20 protein-coding genes and 1 riboswitch are annotated in these 20469 nt (G+C 70.1%); of the genes, 9 read left to right on the plus strand and 11 right to left on the minus strand.

Annotation, left to right across the window (positions count from 1 at the left end; all coding sequences use genetic code 11):
- Nucleotides 1-61 precede the first annotated feature (61 nt).
- From ACYVOF_RS19940 to soxR, 9 genes are all read right to left on the minus strand, one after another.
- Nucleotides 62-253, minus strand: coding sequence for a hypothetical protein (locus ACYVOF_RS19940; protein WP_460869651.1), 192 nt, complete (start codon nucleotides 251-253; stop codon nucleotides 62-64).
- Nucleotides 254-384: 131 nt separating this feature from the next.
- Nucleotides 385-1986: an Nramp family divalent metal transporter gene (locus ACYVOF_RS19945; protein WP_460869652.1), complete on the minus strand. Its 1602-nt coding sequence runs from the start codon at nucleotides 1984-1986 to the stop codon at nucleotides 385-387.
- A 175-nt stretch (nucleotides 1987-2161) separates the two neighbouring features.
- Nucleotides 2162-3496 carry a magnesium transporter MgtE N-terminal domain-containing protein gene (locus ACYVOF_RS19950; RefSeq protein ID WP_460869654.1) on the minus strand — a complete coding sequence of 445 codons (1335 nt, stop codon included), beginning with the start codon at nucleotides 3494-3496 and terminating at the stop codon, nucleotides 2162-2164.
- Between the two features lie 317 nt (nucleotides 3497-3813).
- A riboswitch (M-box (ykoK) riboswitch) is annotated at nucleotides 3814-3995 on the minus strand.
- 632 nt (nucleotides 3996-4627) lie between these two features.
- Nucleotides 4628-6622 (minus strand): potassium transporter Kup, encoded by a 1995-nt coding sequence (locus ACYVOF_RS19955; protein ID WP_460869656.1) that lies wholly within the window; start codon nucleotides 6620-6622, stop codon nucleotides 4628-4630.
- Between the two features lie 340 nt (nucleotides 6623-6962).
- Complete coding sequence (locus ACYVOF_RS19960) at nucleotides 6963-7469, minus strand: histone-like nucleoid-structuring protein Lsr2 (protein ID WP_460869658.1); 507 nt, start codon at nucleotides 7467-7469, stop codon at nucleotides 6963-6965.
- Nucleotides 7470-7622: 153 nt separating this feature from the next.
- Nucleotides 7623-9149, minus strand: coding sequence for a catalase (locus tag ACYVOF_RS19965; protein ID WP_460869660.1), 1527 nt, complete (start codon nucleotides 9147-9149; stop codon nucleotides 7623-7625).
- 261 nt (nucleotides 9150-9410) lie between these two features.
- Nucleotides 9411-10061: a hypothetical protein gene (locus tag ACYVOF_RS19970; protein ID WP_460869662.1), complete on the minus strand. Its 651-nt coding sequence runs from the start codon at nucleotides 10059-10061 to the stop codon at nucleotides 9411-9413.
- 88 nt (nucleotides 10062-10149) lie between these two features.
- Complete coding sequence (locus ACYVOF_RS19975; protein ID WP_460869663.1) at nucleotides 10150-10917, minus strand: VIT1/CCC1 transporter family protein; 768 nt, start codon at nucleotides 10915-10917, stop codon at nucleotides 10150-10152.
- Between the two features lie 391 nt (nucleotides 10918-11308).
- Nucleotides 11309-11845 (minus strand): redox-sensitive transcriptional activator SoxR, encoded by a 537-nt coding sequence (gene soxR / locus ACYVOF_RS19980; protein WP_460869665.1) that lies wholly within the window; start codon nucleotides 11843-11845, stop codon nucleotides 11309-11311.
- Nucleotides 11846-11907: 62 nt separating this feature from the next.
- Between soxR and ACYVOF_RS19985 the strand changes: the two genes are divergently transcribed.
- The 8 genes from ACYVOF_RS19985 (at nucleotide 11908) to ACYVOF_RS20020 (ending at nucleotide 18763) form a co-directional block, all read left to right on the plus strand.
- Nucleotides 11908-12948, plus strand: a complete 1041-nt coding sequence (locus tag ACYVOF_RS19985) for a questin oxidase family protein (RefSeq protein ID WP_460869667.1) — start codon at nucleotides 11908-11910, stop codon at nucleotides 12946-12948.
- Nucleotides 12949-13095: 147 nt separating this feature from the next.
- Nucleotides 13096-13662, plus strand: coding sequence for a recombinase family protein (locus ACYVOF_RS19990; RefSeq protein WP_460869669.1), 567 nt, complete (start codon nucleotides 13096-13098; stop codon nucleotides 13660-13662).
- A complete protein-coding gene (locus ACYVOF_RS19995; RefSeq protein WP_460869671.1) occupies nucleotides 13659-14216 on the plus strand; it encodes a hypothetical protein in 558 nt (185 codons plus the stop codon). The genes ACYVOF_RS19990 and ACYVOF_RS19995 overlap by 4 nt, the downstream gene beginning before the upstream one ends.
- A gap of 229 nt (nucleotides 14217-14445) precedes the next feature.
- Entirely contained in the window at nucleotides 14446-15210 is a 765-nt protein-coding gene (locus ACYVOF_RS20000; protein WP_460869672.1) for a TetR/AcrR family transcriptional regulator, read from the plus strand.
- 272 nt (nucleotides 15211-15482) lie between these two features.
- Nucleotides 15483-16253 (plus strand): mechanosensitive ion channel family protein, encoded by a 771-nt coding sequence (locus ACYVOF_RS20005; protein WP_460869674.1) that lies wholly within the window; start codon nucleotides 15483-15485, stop codon nucleotides 16251-16253.
- 164 nt (nucleotides 16254-16417) lie between these two features.
- Nucleotides 16418-17260, plus strand: coding sequence for a DUF2382 domain-containing protein (locus ACYVOF_RS20010; RefSeq protein ID WP_460869676.1), 843 nt, complete (start codon nucleotides 16418-16420; stop codon nucleotides 17258-17260).
- The gene (locus ACYVOF_RS20015) at nucleotides 17257-17745 is read left to right on the plus strand and encodes a DUF4190 domain-containing protein (protein ID WP_460869678.1); all 489 of its coding nucleotides are present in this window, start codon (nucleotides 17257-17259) and stop codon (nucleotides 17743-17745) included. Before ACYVOF_RS20010 ends, ACYVOF_RS20015 begins: the two co-directional genes overlap by 4 nt.
- 241 nt (nucleotides 17746-17986) lie before the next feature.
- A complete protein-coding gene (locus tag ACYVOF_RS20020; protein WP_460869680.1) occupies nucleotides 17987-18763 on the plus strand; it encodes a YsnF/AvaK domain-containing protein in 777 nt (258 codons plus the stop codon).
- Between the two features lie 109 nt (nucleotides 18764-18872).
- Here ACYVOF_RS20020 and ACYVOF_RS20025 read toward each other — a convergent pair whose 3' ends face one another.
- On the minus strand, nucleotides 18873-19106 hold the full coding sequence (locus ACYVOF_RS20025) for a DUF6458 family protein (protein WP_460869682.1): 234 nt from the start codon (nucleotides 19104-19106) through the stop codon (nucleotides 18873-18875).
- A gap of 212 nt (nucleotides 19107-19318) precedes the next feature.
- Here ACYVOF_RS20025 and ACYVOF_RS20030 point away from each other — a divergent pair, with 212 nt between their 5' ends.
- Nucleotides 19319-20134 (plus strand): PRC-barrel domain-containing protein, encoded by an 816-nt coding sequence (locus ACYVOF_RS20030; protein ID WP_460869683.1) that lies wholly within the window; start codon nucleotides 19319-19321, stop codon nucleotides 20132-20134.
- Nucleotides 20135-20253: 119 nt separating this feature from the next.
- On the opposite strand, the gene ACYVOF_RS20035 is transcribed toward ACYVOF_RS20030, so the two are convergent.
- On the minus strand, nucleotides 20254-20409 hold the full coding sequence (locus tag ACYVOF_RS20035; protein WP_460869685.1) for a DUF6131 family protein: 156 nt from the start codon (nucleotides 20407-20409) through the stop codon (nucleotides 20254-20256).
- Nucleotides 20410-20469: the final 60 nt, after the last annotated feature.

Here is a 20469-nt window from a genome sequence, read left to right on the forward strand (position 1 = left end):
TCTGCCGGTCCGTCTTCCGCCAGCTCCAAGCCTCCATGCCTTGACGCAAGGCATAGAAGCGTCATTTTCCCGGCAGGTTCGCCTGCGACAGGTAGGCCGCAGCTCGCCGCAGCACCTCGTTCTCCTGCTCGAGCAGCCGGATCCGCCGCTTCGCGTCCCGCAGCTCGGCCTGCTCGGCGACCGTGGGCCCGGGCTTGACCCCGTCCTCCCGGTCCGCCGCCGTCAGCCAGTTCGCCAGACAGGACTCGCTCACTCCGAAGTCAGAGGCGATCTGCTTGAGCGTCTGACCCGGCTCACGACCCCGCGCGACCCGGATGACGTCCCCCGGAACTCCCTCGGGAACGATGTCACGGCGGTCCCTCAAGGAGTAGGCGGGCTTTCCGCTTATCCGGTGCTGAGCTGGATGGCTTTGACGGTGAGCAGTACTGCGCCGACGACGAGGTATGCGCGGAGTGCGAGCATGCCGAGCTTGGTTCCGGCGGACCAGGTGACGGGTTCGAGCAGGGCGAGCTGGGGCATTCGCCACCGCATCCGGTCGTCTCGGCTCATCTGCGGGGCCCGGGGTGGTGGGGGGACGGCGCGCCGGGCGCGCAGTACCCGTGCGGCGATCGCGGCGGCGATGGCGAGGACCACCATGGCCCCGACGAGGTTCTCGGCGACGGCGACGACGTCGAGGGTGGGGAACAGGGTGGTGGCCATCAGGATGCCGGACAACAGCAGCAGGACGGCCACGATGATGATGGCGACGGCGTTGAGCCAGCGCTTGTTGACCCAGGGTCCGAGGACGGCGGGGTCGTTGCAGAGCAGGAGCAGGAACACGCTGGCGCTGGGTAGTAGCAGTCCCGCGAGGGCCTGTACTGAGGTGGTGATGAGACCGAGTGGGGCGCCGGGGATGAGGACGATGGCCGCCGCCGCGGCGACCATGGCGGTGTAGGAGAGGTAGAACTGCTTGGCGTCGGCGAATCCGCGGTGCAGGGAGTGCTTGATGCCGAAGACGTCGCCGAAGGCGTAGCTGGTGGACAGGGTGACCGCGGCCGCGCCGACGATGGAGGCGTCGAGCAGGATGACTGCGAACACGGACCCCAGTGCGCCGCGGGTCTGTGCTAGGAGGTCGGCGATTCCGCCGGCGTCGGTGAACGCACCGCTGTTACCGGTGGAGGTGGCGGCCCAGTCCGCGGTCATCATCAGCGCCGCGGCGCCGATGACGACGACGACCGCCCCGATGACGGTGTCGGCCCGCTCGTAGCTGATGAAGCGGGGGGTGATGCGTTTGTCGATGATGTTGGACTGCTGGAAGAACAGCTGCCACGGGGCGACGGTGGTGCCGACGATCGCGATGATGAGCAGCACCGCGTCGGAGGACACCCCACCCTGTATGGACGGCACCACGAAGCTGCGCGTCGCCCGGCCCCAGTCGGGGTGGGAGAGCAGCAGCATCGGGATCTGCAGCAGGGTGATGGCGATGAACACGAACATCGCGCGCTCCCAGCGTCGGAAGCTGCCCGAGGCCATGATCGCGACGAGCGCAACGGCGGCGGTGGGCACCACGATGTACTTCGAGATCCCGAAGTAGCTCGCCGCCAGGGATATCCCGATGAACTCGGTGACGATGGTCAGGAAGTTGAGCAGGAAAAGGTCGCCGACGCTGAACCAGCCCCAGCCGCGGCCGAAGCGCTCGTTGATGAGCCGGGCGTGACCCACCCCGGTGACGGCCCCGAGGCGTACCACCATCTCCTGGTTGACGACGAGGACGGGGATGAGCAGCAGCAGCACCCACAGCAGGCTGTAGCCGTAGTTCTGCCCGGCCTGGGTGTAGGTGGCTACCCCGCCGGCGTCGTTGTCCCCGACCATGACGATGAGTCCGGGGCCGATGATCGCGAGCATCGTCAGCAGCCGCCGCTTGGCTGAGCGCTGCCCGCCGGTGTCGTCGAGGCTGATCTTGCCCAGGGCGCCCTCGATGTCGCCGACGTGCGCGGAGTCCAACACTGCGGACGGGGCCGGGGTGGCCGCCGCTGGTGGGGTGGCGGCCGCGGGATCCGGGGGGAGTGGCGGGGGGTTACCGGGGGTGGCGGTGTCGGGCGGTGTGCCTGTCGCTGAGGTGCGCCCGGTGAGCTCGGTGAGCTCCGTGAGCTCGGAGGACGGTTGCCCTGCGGTACGTGGCTCAGCCATGGCCGGGGCCCTCCTCGATGGCGTTGTCGCGGATGGGGCGGGGCGCGGGTTCGCGGCGGCGCCAGTCCTCGGGGATGGTGTTCTCGAGGATGTCGTCGACGGTGACGACCCCGACGACACGGTCTGCCTCGTCGACGACGGGGATGGTGGTGAGGTTGTAGTCGGCCATGAGCAGGGCGACGTCGGTGAGGTCGGCGGCGGGGGTGACCCGGACCGGGTCGGTGTCCATGACCTCGGCGACGGGGATGCTGGGGTCGGCTTGGAGCAGCCGGATGACCGACGCCACACCGCGCAGCTCCTGGGTGTCACCGAGAACGTGGATCTTGATCAGCGCTTCGGGTTGCAGCGTGGTCGCCGCTGCGATCACCGCTAGCGCGTCGGCGCACGTCGCGGTGGTGTGGCATGAGGCGATGTCGACGCTCATCAGCCCGCCGGCGCTGTCGGGATTGAACCCCATGAGGGTGATGACCTTGGTGCGCTGCCCGGCGGGGAGCAGGTCGAGGACTCGTCGGCGGCGGGACTGGCGCAGCTCGGCGACCGCGTCCGCGGCGTCGTCGGCGCGCATCCGCCCGAGCACCCCGGCGACCTCGGCGTCGCTCATCTCCCCGAGCAGCCGGTTGGCCTTGTCCGGGTCGAGCTCCTCGAAGACGTCGGCCTCGAGCTCGGGGTCGGTGTGGACGCGGTCCAGGATCTCGCCGCCTTCACGCTTGTCGGCGTTCTCCAGGAGGTCGGCGATCTGGGCCGCCTTCAGTGTCGAGACCCGCCCACCGGCCCGGCGTAGAACAACACTCGGGTGGTGTCCGATCAGCGGTTCGAAGGACTTCCAGTCCCGGTTGGCGTGGCCGCTGGACTGCTTGACCAGCCCGAACAGTCGGGCGGGCCGGCGGGTGTCCAGCCGGGCCAGCACCCACCCCGATCCGGTCTCGTCGAGCTCGATGTCGTAGGCGTGGACCAGCTCGGCGGCGGGGACGTCGATGAGCCGGTGTCCGAGCAGGTCGGCCCGTAGCAGCACCTCGCCGTCGCGGCGCTCGAAGCTTCGGAGATCGACGCGGTTTTGGGACAGGGTCACCTGGTCCTCGGACAGCGTGTCGATCTGCGCTGCGGAGACGAACACGCGGCGGTCGCCCACCCCGAGGACGAGCCCGGTGACGGGGGGGTAGGCGTCGGACCCGACCAGCCGCACGACGACGTCCTCGACGCGGCCTACACCGTCACCGTTGCGGGCCACGATGGGGTGGCCCACCAGCCGGGACAGGTGAATGACGGGGGTCGAGGAGTCGGCCAGCGCGTCTGAGTCCGCGCGGTCGGGTGACGAGGGGGTGGACATCGTGGTGGTCCTCTCTTGGGGTACGGCAGGCACCAGTCACTGCGAGTGTGGGCACACCAACGTGACGTAGGGGTGGACTCGAGGCGTACACGCAGGGCCGGTGACACCCGCTTACCCGTGGACAGACCCCGGCGTCCAACCAGCGCAGGTGTGCACGCGTTGTTGGCCTCAGCGCAACGCGCGGCGAACCAGGCTCGCTCGAACACCACCGAAGGTGGGTAGGCGGGATGCGCGCGGACTATGCCCAGGACACATCGTCACCACCTCCTCACAGTTGATCTACTACACCGCGACGCACACGCGGACCTGCTTTCACGGGCACACCTCCCACGACAGAGCTTCGGCACTGCACGGCGTATCCACAGAAAACTGTCTTCCTGAGGAAGCCACTTGGGCTCAACCCTTAATCCGGGAGGAGCTGTCCTGACCCGGGGCGTCTCTCGACGTTCGGGGTCAGTGGCCTGTGTCCGTGCAGACGCCTCACCTAGCAAGGTGCTGCGCCAGCAGGCTGCACCCTGCCCACGACGGTGTCAACCGTGCGGCCACGCAACGTGCTCAGGCTCCTGGGCGGTGGCACCCCGCGCTGCGCTCGTGCGATCGGGTTAGTGGTAAGGCATGGCCAGCGCGCTCAGACCACCACATATCGGTCGACCGACGCGGCATGCTGCGCACAACGTGCACGGAAATTAAAAGGCGGCGACCCGTGGTGGGGGTGCGGCATCCCCTACGCTGGGATCATGACGCGACGAGTTCCGACCGCCGCACTGGTCGCTGTGACGATCATCGCCATCGTCAACATCGTTGCCTGCCTCGCTGCGTGGGCCACCCACGCCACAGCCCTTCTCGAGGTCACCAGCTTGGTCGCTGCCGCCCTCCTCCTCGCGGTGTCGCTCGCTGCTCGTCGCCTGCACACAGCACGGATCGGCGCAGTGGGGCTGTCGAACCGGAACTCATAAGTAAAACCGCAGGCGGGCTGCGCCGCAGAAAAGCGGATCTGTGGACGCCACTCGCAGCGCCGGTTGGTCCCCCCGCTGTGCTGACACCCGCTCTGACACGCGACCCCTATGCAGACTGCGGACGCCGTCCGCAAACGATCGGGTTCGGGCGAACAGCGAAAAAGTGCGTAGTCGGTTAGACCCCGATTTCTGCGCCCATGCTGATGGATCGGGTGGGGGGCAGGTTGAAGTAGTCGGTGGGGTGGGCGGTGTTGTGGGCGATGGCGAGGAAGAGCCGTTTCTGCCATTTCGGCATGGTGTGTTCGGGGGATCGGACGATGACGATGCGGGAGAGGAAGTAGGTGACGTCCTCGGTCTCTTCGGGGTTGAGCAGTCCCTGCTCGACGGCGAGGTCGAGGGTGGCGGGCACGTGGGTCTGGTCGCTGAACCCGAACGCGGCGTGCAGGTGGATGATGCCGTCACGCGCGTAGTGGGGGTCGGTGACGGTGAGCCGGTCCTCGGCGGGGACGTGGGGGATGTTGCCAATGGTGATGTTCAGGATGATGACGTGTTCCTGCAGGACGTGTTCCTGCAGGACGTGGTTGTGCTCGACGTTGGTGCGTAGCGCGAGGGGTGTGGTGTCGGCGGTGGCGTTGAGGAACACCGCGGTGCCGGGCACCCGCAGCAGTGGTGGGTCCAGGGTGTGGAGGTGCTCAAGGAACTCGGTGAGGACGCCTTCTTCGGTGGTGCGGTTGCGGGTGACGATGATGCGGCCGCGTTGCCAGGTCATGAGAACGGTGAACACGACTGCGGCCACCGCGAGAGGCAGCCACCCACCGTGGGTGATCTTGGTGAGGTTCGCGGCGAAGAAGGTGAGCTCGGCGGTGAGGAACACGATGCCCCCGGCGATCACGACGCGGCGGGGCTTGTGCCAGATGCGGCGGACGACGACGAGGAACAGGATGGTGTTCAACGCGAAGGTGCCGGTGACGGCGACTCCGTAGGCCGACGCCAGGGCCGCGGAGGACCCGAAGCCGAGGACCAGGACGATGACCGCGGCGAAGAGGCCCCAGTTGATGGCGGGGGAGTACACCTGGCCCACCTCCTCGTCGGAGGTGTGTCGGATTGTCATCCTCGGGAGGAACCCGAGCTGCACGGCTTGGTGGGTGACGCTGAACGCCCCGGAGATCACCGACTGGGAGGCGATGACGGTGGCGATGGTCGCGAGGATGACCATGGGGATCTGGGCCCAGCCGGGCAGGATGAGGAAGAACGGGTTTTCCACCGCGGTGGGGGTGTCGAGGATCAGTGCGCCCTGTCCGAGGTAGTTCAAGATCAGGGCGGGGAACACCACCAGGAACCAAGCCCGGGTGATGGGTCTACGCCCGAAGTGGCCCATGTCGGCGTAGAGGGCTTCGGCCCCGGTGATGGCCAGCACCACTGATCCGAGGGCGATGAACGCGATCCCCGGGTGGGTGGTGATGAACACCAGCCCGTAGGTGGGGGACAGGGCCCGCAGGACGGTCGGGTCGGTGCGGATCCCGTTGATCCCGGCGACTGCCAGCGCGGTGAACCAGAGGATCATGACCGGGCCGAACAGCTTGCCCACGACGCCGGTGCCGAACCGTTGGATCACGAACAGCACCGTCAGCACCGTCACGGTGATGGGCAGCACCAGCTGACCGAGGCCGGGGACGGCGACCTTGACTCCTTCGACGGCGGAGAGCACCGAGATGGCGGGGGTGATGATGCCGTCGCCGTAGAACAGGGCCGCCCCGAACACCCCCAGGGCGACGAGGGTGGCTTTGCCTGCTGCGGTCTTGAGCGGGTAGGACCGCAGCAGGGCGGTGAGGGCCATGATGCCGCCCTCCCCGTCGTTGTCGGCCCGCAGGATGAAGGTCACGTACTTGATCGACACGATCAGGGTGATGGCCCAGAACACCAATGAGATGACGCCGTAGACGTCCACAGGGGTGGGTTGCACCGCGTGGTCGTCGGCGGTGAACACCGTCTGCAGGGCGTAGAGCGGGCTGGTCCCGATGTCACCGAACACCACCCCCAACGCACCCAACGCCAACGCGGTGATCCCGCGGCGTCCCCGTACTGGGCGGGCACCGTCGTAGCGGCCGCGGTTCGGCGTGGCGACCGCCCCGGTGTCGCCGACACCGCCCGCCGCCGCCGACGTCACCACGCCACTACCGGCGCCCCGTACAACGGTGTCGATGGGACCGCGCCGCGGCGAGGCGCGCGCAGACCGCTGAGCGCAGTTGTCTCTGGTTGAGAAGCCAAGGCCGGCGCGGTGAGTCTCACCGCGGCGACGCTATGCCCCGCCCGGGCCGGCAGCGAGCGGGAGTGACCCGCGTCGGCGCACACTTTCACCCAGACACCAGCCCCGACCAGCAGCTACCCCCGCCCGACGTTCGCCAGGGGGTGGCAGGACGCGCCGAACCCCCCCGGTGCGGGCGATCAGTATCCCGCCGCAGCGCACGGTCACCGGGATCAGTCACGACTCGTTGCCGTCAATCTTGATGTTAATGGGCGGCGTCGAACGCCTCCTGGACCGCGGTGGGGATCCGCCCGCGGTCGGACACCTCGTAGCCGTTGCCCCGCGCCCACTCGCGGACCGCAGCGGCGTGCTCCCGGCTGCTGGTGGTGGTGGTGGTGGTGGTGGTGCGACCCCCGGTCCCGTTTCGCCGGGCCGCCGTGGGGCCACGGGCACCTGGCCGAACTCGGCCACCGGTGCGGCGGGCGTGCTTGACCCAGGTCGCCAGGTCCTCGCGCAGGGCGGCTGCGTGTGCCGTGCTGAGGTCGATCTCGTAGCTCGTGCCATCGACACCGAAGCTCACGGTCTCCCGCGCGGTCACCGTGTCGTCGAGGTCGTCGACCAGAGTGGTGGTGGTGTGCTGGGCCGCGGGGAAGAGGGTCCCTTCGTCGGGTCCGGAACGGGAACGGCTGCCGACAACAGCGCGGACGGCACCCGCAGCATGACCGACCACAGCAGTGAGAAGTCCGAGGAACACGCCGACCAGTATCCCCACCGAGGCCAGCTACCGCCCCGGTGCGTCACAACGGTTCGTTTGTGAGACTTCGCGGGGTCTGCGTTGGACCTCGGCATGGGTGAGCGGTGATGGTGCTCAGTCGCTGGTGAGCTCAGCGCCGTCTGCGCCAGAAGAGCCAGCTGGCCAGCGCGACTAGACCTTGGCGGCCTCGTCACCGGGGGTGGTCGCACCCGGTGCGGTTGAGGGCGCGGAGCCGGCCTGCTGGCTCAGCACGGACTCCTCGATGCGCTTGCCGATTTCGGCGTCCACGTTCTTCCAGTACTCGAACACGCGGCTCAGCACCGGCTCCTGCACCCCGTTGAGCACGTGGCCGGTGACGTTGGTGACGAAGCGCTCCTTGGCGTCGTCGTCCATCTGCGCGACCAGCATTGCGGGCTGCACCCAGTCGCTGTCGTCCGCGTGGTCGAGGTAGGCGCTGCGCACCTGCTCCCCCTGGGTGGCCCAGCCGGCGCCGTCCTGCAGCGTGGTGTCCGCCGCGGGGCCGCCGTAGGAGTTGGGCGCGTACACCGGCACGGACGGGTCGTTGAACCGGTGGGCCATGTTCCCGTCCTTGGAGTAGGAGTTGACCTCCGCGGCCTTGGCCTGGTTCACCGGCAGGTGGGTGTAGTTCGCGCCGATGCGGTAGCGGTGGGCGTCGGCGTAGGAGAACACCCGGCCGAGCAGCATCTTGTCCGGGCTGAAACCGATGCCGGGCACGATGTTGGACGGCTCGAACGCGGCCTGCTCGATCTCGGCGAAGAAGTTGCGCGGGTTGCGGTTCAGGGTGAGCTTGCCGACCTCGATCAGCGGGTAGTCCTGCTGCGACCAGACCTTGGTGAGGTCGAACGGGTTGAAACGGTAGTTCTCCGCGTCGGCCTCGGGCATGAGCTGCACCTTCATCGTCCAGGACGGGAAGTCGCCGTTCTCGATGGAGCCGTAGAGGTCCTGGCGGTGGTTGTCCGGGGAGGTGCCCGCCAGCTCGTCGGCCTTGTCCTGGGTGAGGAAGTCGATGCCCTGGTCGGTCTTGAAGTGGAACTTCACCCAGGTGCGCTCGCCCGCGGTGTTGATCCACTGGTAGGTGTGGCTGCCGAAGCCGTCCATGTGACGCCAGGTGCGCGGGATGCCGCGGTCACCCATGAGCCAGGTCACCTGGTGCGCGCTCTCCGGGCTCAGCGTCCAGAAGTCCCACTGCATGTTGTTGTCCCGCAGGCCGGAGCCGGGCAGGCGCTTCTGGCTGCGGATGAAGTCCTGGAACTTCATCGGGTCCTTGACGAAGAACACGGGGGTGTTGTTCCCGACCATGTCCCAGTTGCCGTCCTTGGTGTAGAACTTCAGCGAGAAGCCCCGGGGGTCGCGCCAGGTGTCGGGCGAGCCCTGCTCGCCGGCGACGGTGGAGAAGCGGGCCAGCGTCTGGCACGTCGCGCCCGGTTGAAGCACCTTGGCCTTGGTGTACGCCGAGACGTCCCCGGTGACCTGCCAGGTCCCGAAGGCCCCGCCGCCCTTGGCGTGCACGACCCGCTCGGGCACGCGCTCCCGGTTGAACTGCGCCATCTTCTCGATGAGGTAGTGGTCGTGGAGCAGGATCGGCCCGGAAAGACCGGCGGTGAGCGAGTGCTCGTCGGACTCAACGGGGTTGCCCGCGTTGGTGGTGGTGCGCGGGGGCTGGGCTGCGGCGGTCATGGGTGAGCCTCCTGGTGTGTGTCGGTGCGCGTTGTTGGTGGGCAGCTCCAGGACCCTGCTGTCGGCCCCCGCCGTGGGAGCCCGCTCTGGGGGCCGGGTCGGGGCGTTTGGCCCCTGTTGGTGCTGCGTGCCAACCACGGTAGGAGCGGGAGCTGGGTGGTGCCAGGAAGGCGAGGCTGGCCTCGGCGTTTCCCCGCCCGGATTGCGGCGACACCCGGAACGCGCCGCGGGTTCGGTGGTGGGGGCGACCGCGGGGGGCTCTTACCCGCCGTTGTCGGCGCTCTCCCCACCCTGGGGGGCTTGGGGGGTTCCGGTGACCCTGTCCTGCCAGGTGGCGCGCGCCCCGGAGTCCCCGATGAGGTAGACGTCGTAGATGGCGGCCCCGGCCGCGAGGACCGAGAGCACAGCCAGGGCGACGGTGGCCACCGTGCTCGCGGGGGCGAGGAATACCCGGCGGGTGGGCGCCGGGTGGGTGGGGGTGGCCACCGCGGTGCGGGTCGCGCCGCCGCCGCCGGGACCCGACTGGGCGGGGTCAGCGACGGTCGGGGAGGACGTGGCCGGCCCGGCGGCGAGGGCCGCCTCGTGTCCGGCACGTTCCCTGCCCCGCCACCACACGATGACCGCGAGCACGGCGACGGGCAGCGCCACGTAGAGCGCGGTGTTGCCCAGCTCGACGTGGTTGCTGACGGAGTCGGTGTTGTCCACCCGCGCTTGCAGCCACTCCCCGGCGTTCGTGGTCACCGGCACCAGCACAAGAGTGAGGGTGGCCAGAATCGCGTTGGCGCCGGCCAGCTTGCGCCGGGCGGCGGGCCACACGGCGGTGGCGACGAGGAGCACCGCGCAGAGCGGGAGCAGCACCACGATGGCGTGCACCAGCAGGATGTGGGCGGGAAGCCCGTTCACGGTGGACACGATGGATCCTCCAGATGGGCCGAGGCGATGGCGGTACGACGGGCAGGACGGCAGGGCTCACGGGTGGATGACCAGGGCACGCGGGTTGCTAGCCAATAGCGGTGCCGAAGAGGCGGCCGATGGCGTAGGTCAGGGCGAGCCCGGCCGCGCCCCCGACCACCACGCGGATCACGGCGCGTCCTGGGGTGCTGCCGCCGATGCGGGCACTGCTGGCCCCGGCCAGGGCCAGTGCAACGAGGACGGCAACGACGGTGACGGGCACCCGCCACGCGGGGGGCGGAAGCAGAATCGCGACCAGCGGCAGCAAGGCGCCGAGGATGAACGCGACCGCGGAGGCCAACGCGGCCTGGGCCGGGTTGGCCAGGTCCTCAGGGTCGATGCCGAGCTCGGCGTCGATGTGGGCGGCGAGGGCGTCACGCTCGGTCAGCTCAGCGGCCACCCGCTCAGCCGTCTCCTCGCTCAGCCCCTTGGCCCGGTAGATCGCGGTGAGCTCGCGGAGCTCCTCCTCCGGGGTCTCCTCAAGCTCGCGGCGCTCCTTGGCCAGCAGCGCGGTCTCGCTGTCACGCTGGGTGCTGACCGAGACGTACTCCCCGAGGGCCATCGACACCGCACCGGCCACGAGCCCGGCCAGCCCCGCGGTGAAGATCGGCCCGGACGCGGCGGTGGCGCCGGCCACGCCAACCACAATGCCCGCGACGGAGACGATCCCGTCGTTAGCACCGAGAACCCCGGCGCGGAGCCAGTTCAGCTTCCCGCTGCTGGCCGCGGCGTGAGGCTCCCCGCCGTGGGTGGGCAAACCAGCATCAGCGGCCTCGACCTGCGCGGTGGTGGGGCGGGCATCACTCGGTGGTGGCATATCGGGCACAACGGCTAGTGGAACACGAAACCCTAACCATCTCCAGGCAAGCGAGGCTAGCCTCAACCACCTGCACCGTCGCCATCTGCCGCCAGTTTCGGCGGTGCCGCGATCGTCTGCGACCCGGTTACCCACCCGAGTGGTCACCCCCCACCGCGCCGTCGGGGGTCCTGCCCTGGTGAAGGTTTCGGTGCCCATCGGCGCCCAAGGGCGTTCTGGTGACGCAATTCCCCATGAGCACCACCTCGGCGTGTTCATCTCAACCAACGGCCTGGCCGGGTGGGGGCCCGGTGCGGGGTGGGCGGTCTCCCGGCAACGCTCGGTGCTAGCAACCCCGCCACTCTGCAAGCGGGTGTCTCATACGTTCGTTTTTGCGACGTTGGGATGAGCGCTACTGGTGAGGGCGGGGGTTGTAGATACCGCGTCCAGGCCCTCGGGTTGAGCGTTCAGCCACGTTGCGTTGCCGGGGGCTGGGCCGAGGGGATGAGGTGGCGTTACGCAACCACCGTGATCCGGGGCCCTCGGTGCCGGCTTCGTCGTCGGGGTTGAACAGGGCGCACCGGCGCAGGGAGAGGCACCCGCACCCGATGCAGCCGTCGAGGGTGTCGCGCAGCGCGGTGAGTTCGGTGATGCGGGCGTCGACGACGTGTCGCCACGGGCGGCTGAGTCGGGTCCAGTCGGCGCGGGTGGGTGGCCGGTCGGTGGGGAGGTGGGAGAGGGCGTCGCCGATCTCGCCGAGGGTCAGTCCGACGTGCTGCGCGGCGGCGATGAAGGCGAGGCGACGCAGGACGTGGCGGGGGTAGCGGCGCTGGTTGCTGCTGGTGCGGGTAGAGGTGAGCAGGCCGCGCGTCTCGTAGAACCGCAGCGTCGGCACTGATACTCCGGCTCGGGCAGCGACCTCGCCGATGCTGAGCAGCTCGGTGGGCACAGGGCCACCGTGGCACCGGCGGTCCTTGACCTCAAGTAAAGATGAGGGTGTTGCCTGCCGACATGGCGGACACGGGGTTGCTGGACGAGGCGTACGAGCGGTTGCACCGCACCGGCCCGGAGATGGACGGGTGGCTGTCGAACCACGGCCCGATGGCGGCGGACGCGTTGCTGCGGCTCGGCCAGGGCGACCGGGTGGCGCGGTGGGTCGAGGGCTACTCGTCGCGTCTCGAGGAGCTGCCGGCGCCGCGGTGGCCGCTGGCGGAGGATGAGTGGCGCAGCGCGCTGGGTGACCCGACGCGCCTGGGTGACTGGCTTGAGCTGCTGGGTCGGCAGGTGTGGGAGGAGCCATGGGAGGAAGTACTGGTCCGGTGGTGGCCGCGGCTGCTGCCCGGAGCGATTGCCTCGGCGACCCACGGCCTGATCCGCACCGGGCACGCGGTGCGGGCGCTGCGGGAGCAGGTCACCGGACCGCGGCTCGACGAGCTAGGCCAGGCCCTGGGGTACTGGGCGGCGAGGTGGGCCCCGGTGCCGGGGTACGACCCACGCGGCTCCGTCGGGGTGGGTGACGCACTGGACGGCGTCCCTGTGCTCGGCGTAGACGGTGGCGCGGGGGTTCGCGCCCGTCTGGTGCAGCTCGTCGGGCGCGAAGCGTGGTCGCCGGCGGTGTCCGCGCACCAGCCACCCAGCGACCCGGCGGCGGTGCCCGCAGCCCTCGACGAGCTGACCGCCGCCGCCGTGGCCCGGTACGCCCGCCGTGCGACCGGTGAGCCGGTCATGCTCGTCCACTCCGCGACCGCACCCCGAGCAGCCGCGCTCGTGCTCCCGTCCCTGCCCACCCACCTGTGGCGGGACACCTACGCCGCCGCGTGGGTGTGCTCCGCCGCGATCACCGCGCTGTACCGACCCGAACGCGACGACCCACCTTCAGCACCGACCGGGGATTCGAGAGGCGACCGCTCCGCCGACGACCTCGCCGCCCGGGCCGCCGACCACGGCGACGAGCACGTCATCAAGTTCGCCGAGGTCGCGGTCGAGGCACACCGCCGCGGTACCCCCGATGCGCTGACCGCGGGCTACGAATGCGCCCGGCTCGTCTCATAAACGATCGTATGTGACACAGCCGCGCGGTAGCTCGAGGCTTGTTTCGTCGCCGCGGGTCTCGAGCCACCGAAAGTGTGCTGAAACCCGTTGTCGGTTTGTGCGTGTCATGACACCTGTTTGCGGCGGGTTGCGGCACAGTCGACCGTCGTGGGCGAGCTGTTGGGGTACGCGAGGGTGTCGACCACGGTGCAGGACCCTGCGTTGCAGCACGACGCTCTGAGCGCCGCGGGCTGCTGGCGGACGTTCACCGACACCGCCTCGGGGTCGAAGACGGACCGCCCCCAGCTCGGCGAGGTGATGGCCGCACTCCGCCCGGACGACACGTTGGTGGTGTGGCGCCTCGACCGGTTGGGTCGGTCGCTGCCGCACCTGATCGAGACCGTTCGCGGGCTGGAGTCCCGGGGGGTGGGGTTCCGGTCGTTGCAGGAGTCGATCGACACCACCACCCCGGGGGGCCGGTTGGTGTTCCACGTTTTTGCCTCGTTGGCGGAGTTCGAGCGGGACCTGATCCGGGAACGCACCCACGCCGGCCTTGCCGCGGCCCGGGCCCGGGGACGTAACGGGGGCCGGCCGACGGTGATGACCCCGGCGAAGGCGCGGCAGGCCCGGAAGATGATGAAGGACGGGACACCGCTCGGGGAGGTTGCCGCGGTGGTGGGGGTGTCCCGGTCGACGTTGTACCGGCAGCTGGTGTGGAAGCAGGACACCCCATGAGCCCGGGCACGAGGACGGCGGGCCGTACCGGAGTCGCGTTCGTGGGGGAGCGCGCCGACGTGGGCCGGCATCTGATGGTGATGGTGACCGTCGACCCGGCGGCGGCGGCGGTGGTGCGGGAGTCGGTGGCGGAGCTGCTGGCGGGAGACGGGTTGTGGTGCGGTCCGGCGGCGGCCGGACCTCGGTGCCGAACCGCACTGCTCGCTCTGGTGGTGTCGGGTGTGGTGTCGGCTGAGGTGGTTGACGCTGTCGGCTACGACGCCGCCGCCGAGGGCCGTCAGGCCTGTCTGGCCCGGGTGGCCGCGCTCGCTGACGCTGCCGAGGTCGACCTGTTGGTTCTTGCCCGCGACGACAGCTGCGCGAAGCAGGACTGGGCCCAGTCGGGGGAACTGGCGTACCGGGTCGGCGCCAGTCCCGCGCTGTGCTGCGAGCACGCCGACGTCGACGTCGAGCCGCTCACCGTCCTCGCGGAGCTGCTGGTGTGGAGCTGGACCCGGGGTGGGGACACCCGCCGAGCGGTCGCGAATGCGCTCACCGCGGTGCACTTGGTCTGACGAGGGGGTCGTGACTGTCAGGCAACTGGAAGCCCGGTGACCTCGGCGGCGCCCAGGTCGCCGCCGGTACCCGAGGCACCGCCCCCCGGAGGGAGCAGGGAGACCCCAGCCACGGCCTACGGTTGCGGGGAAGTGGCTGCGGGGACCACTGGGGCGGCGCCAGGCGTGAGACCCCTTTCGGGCTCACGTGGCCCGTGCTCGACGATGTTGTGGGGGATGGGCAATGGTCATGGATGAGAACGGTTCTGGCGCGGGTGACGTCGCCGGGAACGGCTTGAGTGGTGCAGCCGGTGAGGGGGTGCGGGGGGCGCGCAAGCCCCGCCGCGGGGGGCCTCAGCTGGACCGGCGGCAAATCTTGCTGGCGGCGGTGGCGTTCATCGACCGGGAGGGGCTGCGTGAGCTGACGATGCGTCAGGTGGGTGCGGAGCTCGGGGTGGAGGCGATGTCGCTCTACAACTACGTGCCGGGCAAGGAGGCGTTGCTCGACGGGGTGGTGGAGCTGTGCATCGACGAGCTCTACGGCGACCCGCAGGTCCACATGTCCGGTGACGTGGGGTGGCAGGACTACCTGCAGCGCCTCGCCCACGGGGTGCGTCGTATCGCCCTGGCTCACCCGGAGGTGTTCCCGCTGATCGCGACCCGCCCCCCGGCGGCGCCGTGGGTGCGTCCGCCGCTGCGCAGCCTGCGGTGGATGGAGAGCTTCCTGGACACCTTGGCGTCCTCCGGGTTCACCGACGCCGACGCCGTCACCGCTTACCGGGCGTTCTCGAGCTTCCTGCTCGGGCACCTGCTGCTGGAGGTCTCCGCGCAGGGCGTGGACACCGGCCCGGTCGAGGAGACCGACCCCGCCACCGGGTCCACGCAGACCACCCTGGACACCTACCCCACGCTGCAACGGATGCAGGGCGACCTGTCCGAGGACCACTCCGCGGCGGAGTTCGAGGAGTCCCTGGAGAACCTCTGCGACCGCCTCGCCGCCACCCTGCACCGGTAGGCGCCGGCACCCCGACCGAGGCCCACCCAAAGCCCTGACCTGTCCGGTTCGACCGGCCCGCCGGCAACGGTGCGGGCAGGAATTGTGTCCAACCTGGTTGCGGAACCCCCGCCCCCCTGTGTCTTACTTACGCGGTAAGTCGATCATGGTGAGTCCAGAGTCCGGCTCCGCGGCCTGCCACCCACTGATGTCCTGACCTGGACTCGTGGGATGTGCGCCGGTGGTCGTCACCTCGCGCCTCTCCATGCGCACACCCCCCTGGGAGTACCCCTGTGTCCGATGCTTTGAAGAACGGGCTGGCGATCATCGCCGAGTTCGTGCCCAAGCTGCTGCTGTTCCTGGTGATCCTCGTCGTGGGGATCCTGATCGCGAAAGCGATCACCAAGGCCATCTCCGTGGTCCTGACCCGGGTCGGGTTCGACAAGGCGGTGGAGCGCGGCGGGGTCAAGAAGGCCCTGGCGAACAGCCAGTACGACGCCTCTGACGTCATCGCCAAGATCGTCTACTACGCGCTGGTGCTGTTCGTGCTGCAGCTCGCGTTCGGCGTCTTCGGCGCCAACCCGATCAGCACCCTGATTGCCTCGATCATCGCGTTCATCCCCAGCCTGATCGTGGCCATCATCATCGTGGTCATCGCCGCCGCCATCGCTGCCGCGGTCCGCGAGCTCATCTCCAACACCCTTGGTGGGCTGTCCTACGGCAAGACCCTCGGCACCATCGCCTCGGTGTTCATCCTCGGTTTCGGGATCATCGCCGCCCTCAACCAGATCGGGGTCGCGACCACCGTCACCACCCCCGTGCTGATCACCGTGCTGGCCACGATCGGCGGCATCCTCGTCGTCGGCGTCGGCGGCGGCCTGATCACCCCCATGTCGCGACGGTGGGAGAACTACCTGGCCAAGGCCGAGGACGAGGCACCCAAGATGCGTGACCACGCCCGCAACGCCCCCTCGGTCCGTGAGCAGGCCCAGGACGCCAAGACCCGCGCCCAGCACGCCTACAACCAGGACGACGAGCCCACCCCCGGCGCCCGCCGCGTCTGAGCCCCACCCCCGGGGCCTGCCCCACCCCGGCCAGCGCTGAACGCACGCCCAGCCTGACCGGCGCCCGTCGCGCACCGAACCCGGTGCACCCCAGCACGACCCGATCGACCCCTGCGTGGGCACCACCCGCGCCACCAGCACCACCCTGTGAAGGAGCTCACCTCATGACAGTCAAGGACCTCCCCCCCGTCGGGCAGCTCACCAACGCCACCGTGCACGGCAGCGACGGCGAGAAGCTCGGCAAGGTCGCCGACATCTACCTCGACGAGCAGACCGACAAGCCCGAGTGGGCCGCGGTGAAGACCGGCATGTTCGGTGGCCACGTCGCCCTGGTCCCGCTGGCCGAGGCCAGCCACGACGGCGACACCCTCACCGTCCCGTACACCAAGGACCAGATCAAGAACGCCCCCCACCAGGACCCGGCCCAGGAGCTGAGCCCGGCCCAGGAGGCGGAGCTGTTCACCCACTACGGGATCGCCTACGGCGGCGAGACCGTCACCGCCCAGCCCGAGAAGACCAACCAGGCGGAGGCCGGCCAGCACGAGCAGGGCCAGTCCGGGAACCGGGCGGACCACTCCGGGGAGCAGGGCGTCGTCGGGCACGACACGTCGGGGCCGACCACGGACGAGGCGATGACCCGGTCGGAGGAGCAGCTCCGCGTGGGCACCCGCACCGAGGAGGTCGGGCGGGCGCGGCTGCGCAAGCACGTCGTGACCGAGGAGCAGACCCGCACCGTCCCGGTCTCCCACGAGGAGGTGTCGGTGACCCGTGAGCCCATCACCGAGGCGAACCGGCCCGCCGCCACCGACGGCCCCGCGATCAGCGAGGAGGAGCACGAGGTCGTGCTCCACGCCGAGAAGCCTGTCGTGGAGAAGGAGACCGTCCCGGTGGAGCGCATCAAGCTCGACACCGAGACCGTCACCGACGAGCAGACGGTGACCGGTGAGGTCCGCAAGGAGCAGGTCGAGGTCACCGACCCCAGCACGACCGACGCGAAGCGCAAGTGACCACCGCCGGGGCCACCCGCGCCGGCGACGGCGACGACCACGCCGCGGTCACCGGCACCGACTCCGGTGCCGGGCGGGCCGCCCGGCGGCGCTCGGCCGGGGAGCCGGTCGAGACCGGTCTCGACCGGCGCGTCGACGGGCGACCGGCCCGCACCAGCGCCGCAGCCGCGTTCGCCCTGGCCGTCGGGGTCGCCGCCGTCGTCTGCGTGCTCACGGTGATCCTGTCCCCGGTCGGTCTCGTCCTGGGGGTGCTGGGACTCATCCTGGGCATCGTCGGGATCCGGGCCGCCCGCAAGGTCGGGATCACCGGCAAGGGTGTGGCCACCACCGGGCTGGTGCTCAGCGTGCTGTCCGTGGTCGCGGCGGTCGCGTTCGCGGTCGGCGCCGTCACGGTCCTGAACAACCAGTCCGCGGTGGACCGGCTCAACCAGCAGGTGCAGAACCTGCGGGACAAGCTGCCCACCCAGGTCGTCCGCGCCCCGTAAGACCCCCGCCGACGCCACCACCCACGGGTGGTGGCGTCGGCGGAGCCCCCGTTGTGGGACCCGCCGGCGCCGCCCCTCGTGGTGGCGCGGGCGGTCCCCTCTCTGATCCGTCGTCAGGACGTGCGATGACCTCCTCCACCCCGCTTGTCGGGTTGATCCGCCGCTCCGGGTGCCGCGTGCGACCCGCCGGGCGCGACTGTTGGGCCGTGGCGTGAGCGCCGTCCCGCCGCGACCGCCGCTGATGGCTGGGACCGTGGTCCTCGACGCGGCCGGGGCGCCGGTGGGCCGGGTGAGGCACCTGTACCCGGACCCGATGACCCACGACCCGGAGTGGGCCTCAGTCGCCCCTGACGACGGGTGGGCACGAGTGCTGGCCCCGTTGGCCGGGGCGGTGGTCACCCCCACCGGGGTGGTGCTCGCGCACCCCGCCAACGTGATCCTGGCCGGCCCCGCCGCCCCGGACCGGGACACCCTGTCCGACAACGAGGTCCTCGCCGCGACCGGCTACTACTACCAGCCCGGCATCGCCCCCGGGGCCGGACTCACCGCACCGGACCCCACCACCAGCGGCACCGCCGCGGTTCGCGACGGGGGCGACTCCGACGGGAACGGCGCCGACGCGGGTGCGGGTGTGGTGGTCGTCCGCTCCAAGGAGCAGCTGCGCACCGGGACCGAGCGGGTCGTCGCGCAACGCCTGCGGGTCCGCAAGGTCGTCGTCACCGAGGAACGCACCATCACCGTGACCGTGCGCCACGAGGAGTACCGGATCGAGACGATCCCGGCCGACGAGCACCCGGGCCCCGGACAGCCCCTCGACCCGACCCCCAGTAGCGATGCCGGCGGGGGGGACGAGCTGGTGCTGACCCTGCACGCCGAACAACCCGTCGTGAGCCTGGAAGTCGTACCCGTCGAACGCATCAGGATCAGCAAGCACACCGTCACCGGTGAGCAGCCGGTGTCCGCACTCGTCCGCCGCGAGGTCGTCGACACCCCCAACACCACCGCACCCAGCACCTGACCCCAGTTTGACCCCGCGCGGCGCATTCAATCTGCTTGCGAGGGGAGTCGGCCCTGCCGGCTCCCTGATTCTCAGGCCTGTTCGTCCCCGCAGGCACCTGCCTCGCCGGTTACCGGCGTGGGTCGATGGGGTCGTCGTAGACGGGGCGCTCGGTAACGACCCGGGTGCGGGTCACCGCGCGGGACCGACTGAGCAGGGCAAGTCCTAGGACGAGGCCGAGGACCCCGACGACCATGAGGATGACCCCCACGGTGGGGAGGTCGATGCCGCTGATCGTGGTGGTGACCGCGAACTTCAGCACCGCTCCCGCGGCGATCAGGAACAGGCTCGCGCCGATGGTCATGGGTGCTCCTCCCACATCGCGCGGCCCGGTGCCGGCGGGTGATGGCGGTGAGTCAACGCCGTCGCCGCTGGTGGAGCGCGGTCGGACACGCGGGCGGGGTCCGGCACGGTGGGCCGGTCGACGTGACGGCGGTGCCCAGCAGCTCATGTGCCGCGGGTGGTCTACGGCCCCCATGATGGCGGGACGGGCACGACGATGTTGAGGAGCTCCACATGATCGGACGGCACGAGATCGATCGGCTGCGGGGTGGCACCGCCTATGACAGCGAGGGCCACAAGGTGGGCAAGGTCGGTGAGGTGTACCTGGACAACCACACCGGTGACCCGGCGTGGGCGACGGTGAACACCGGCCTGCTCGGGACCCGGCAGACGTTCGTGCCGTTGCACCAGGCCAGCGTCGACGGCGCCGACCTGCGGCTGCCGATCACCAAGGCGGCGGTGAAGGACGCCCCCCACATCGGGGACGACGAGGCGCTGAGCCCTGAGGCGGAGACGGCGCTGTACCGCCACTACGGGCTCGACACCCGCGAGGACCATGACGCCGGCAACTCCCACGACACCAGGAGCTCCCACGACACCGGGGGCCGTGACTCCGGCCGTCACCCCGGACGTGACGAGGTCCGCGGTGATGGCCAGGGCCGCGGGGAGCGCGACGACCACCGGGTCGGCGAGGAGCTCCGCACCGAGGACGGTGTCCGCGACAAGGACACCGGTCGGGGTGACAGGTCCGCGCACGGTGACGTGATCGCCGGTGCTGCTGCGGGTGCGGTGGGGGAGGGGCACCGCACGGAGCGGACCCGCGACGAGGGCCGCGGTGACACGGCCACCCACACCGGTACTGGGGATGGGCAGGGGCCGCGGTTGCGCAAGCACGTGGTGACCGAGATGCAGACCATCACTGTGCCCGTGGAGCGTGAGGTTTACACCTTGGAGGACGGCACCGAGGTCGACGCCCCAGGAACCACCGGGACACCGGGGACGCGGGGTGAGGGCCAGCGCCCCACCCCAGGGGAGCGCGACCACAGGTAGACGAGGAGGAACCGGCTCAGGCCCGTAAGCCAGTTCGTCCGGACCTGGGACGGTGACACGGCCCCCACCAATGTTGGTGGGGGCCGCGTCGTGCGTGACGGCGTGTGGTTTGCGGGGGGTCAGTAGTAGTGGTTGCGGCCGCCGACCGCGCGACCCAGGCGCCCCAGCACGAACAGGACGATCCCGATGACGAGAAGGATGCCGCCGATGGTGTAGAGGATGGGGATCTTGATGATGAACCCCACCACCAACAAGATGACGCCGAGAGTGATCACAGCTGGGGGCCTTCCGGTTGTGGGCCGCCCCGCAGACGCGGCGACGGGCGGCTCTGTCTA

Source organism: Rhodococcus aerolatus (assembly GCF_054783215.1).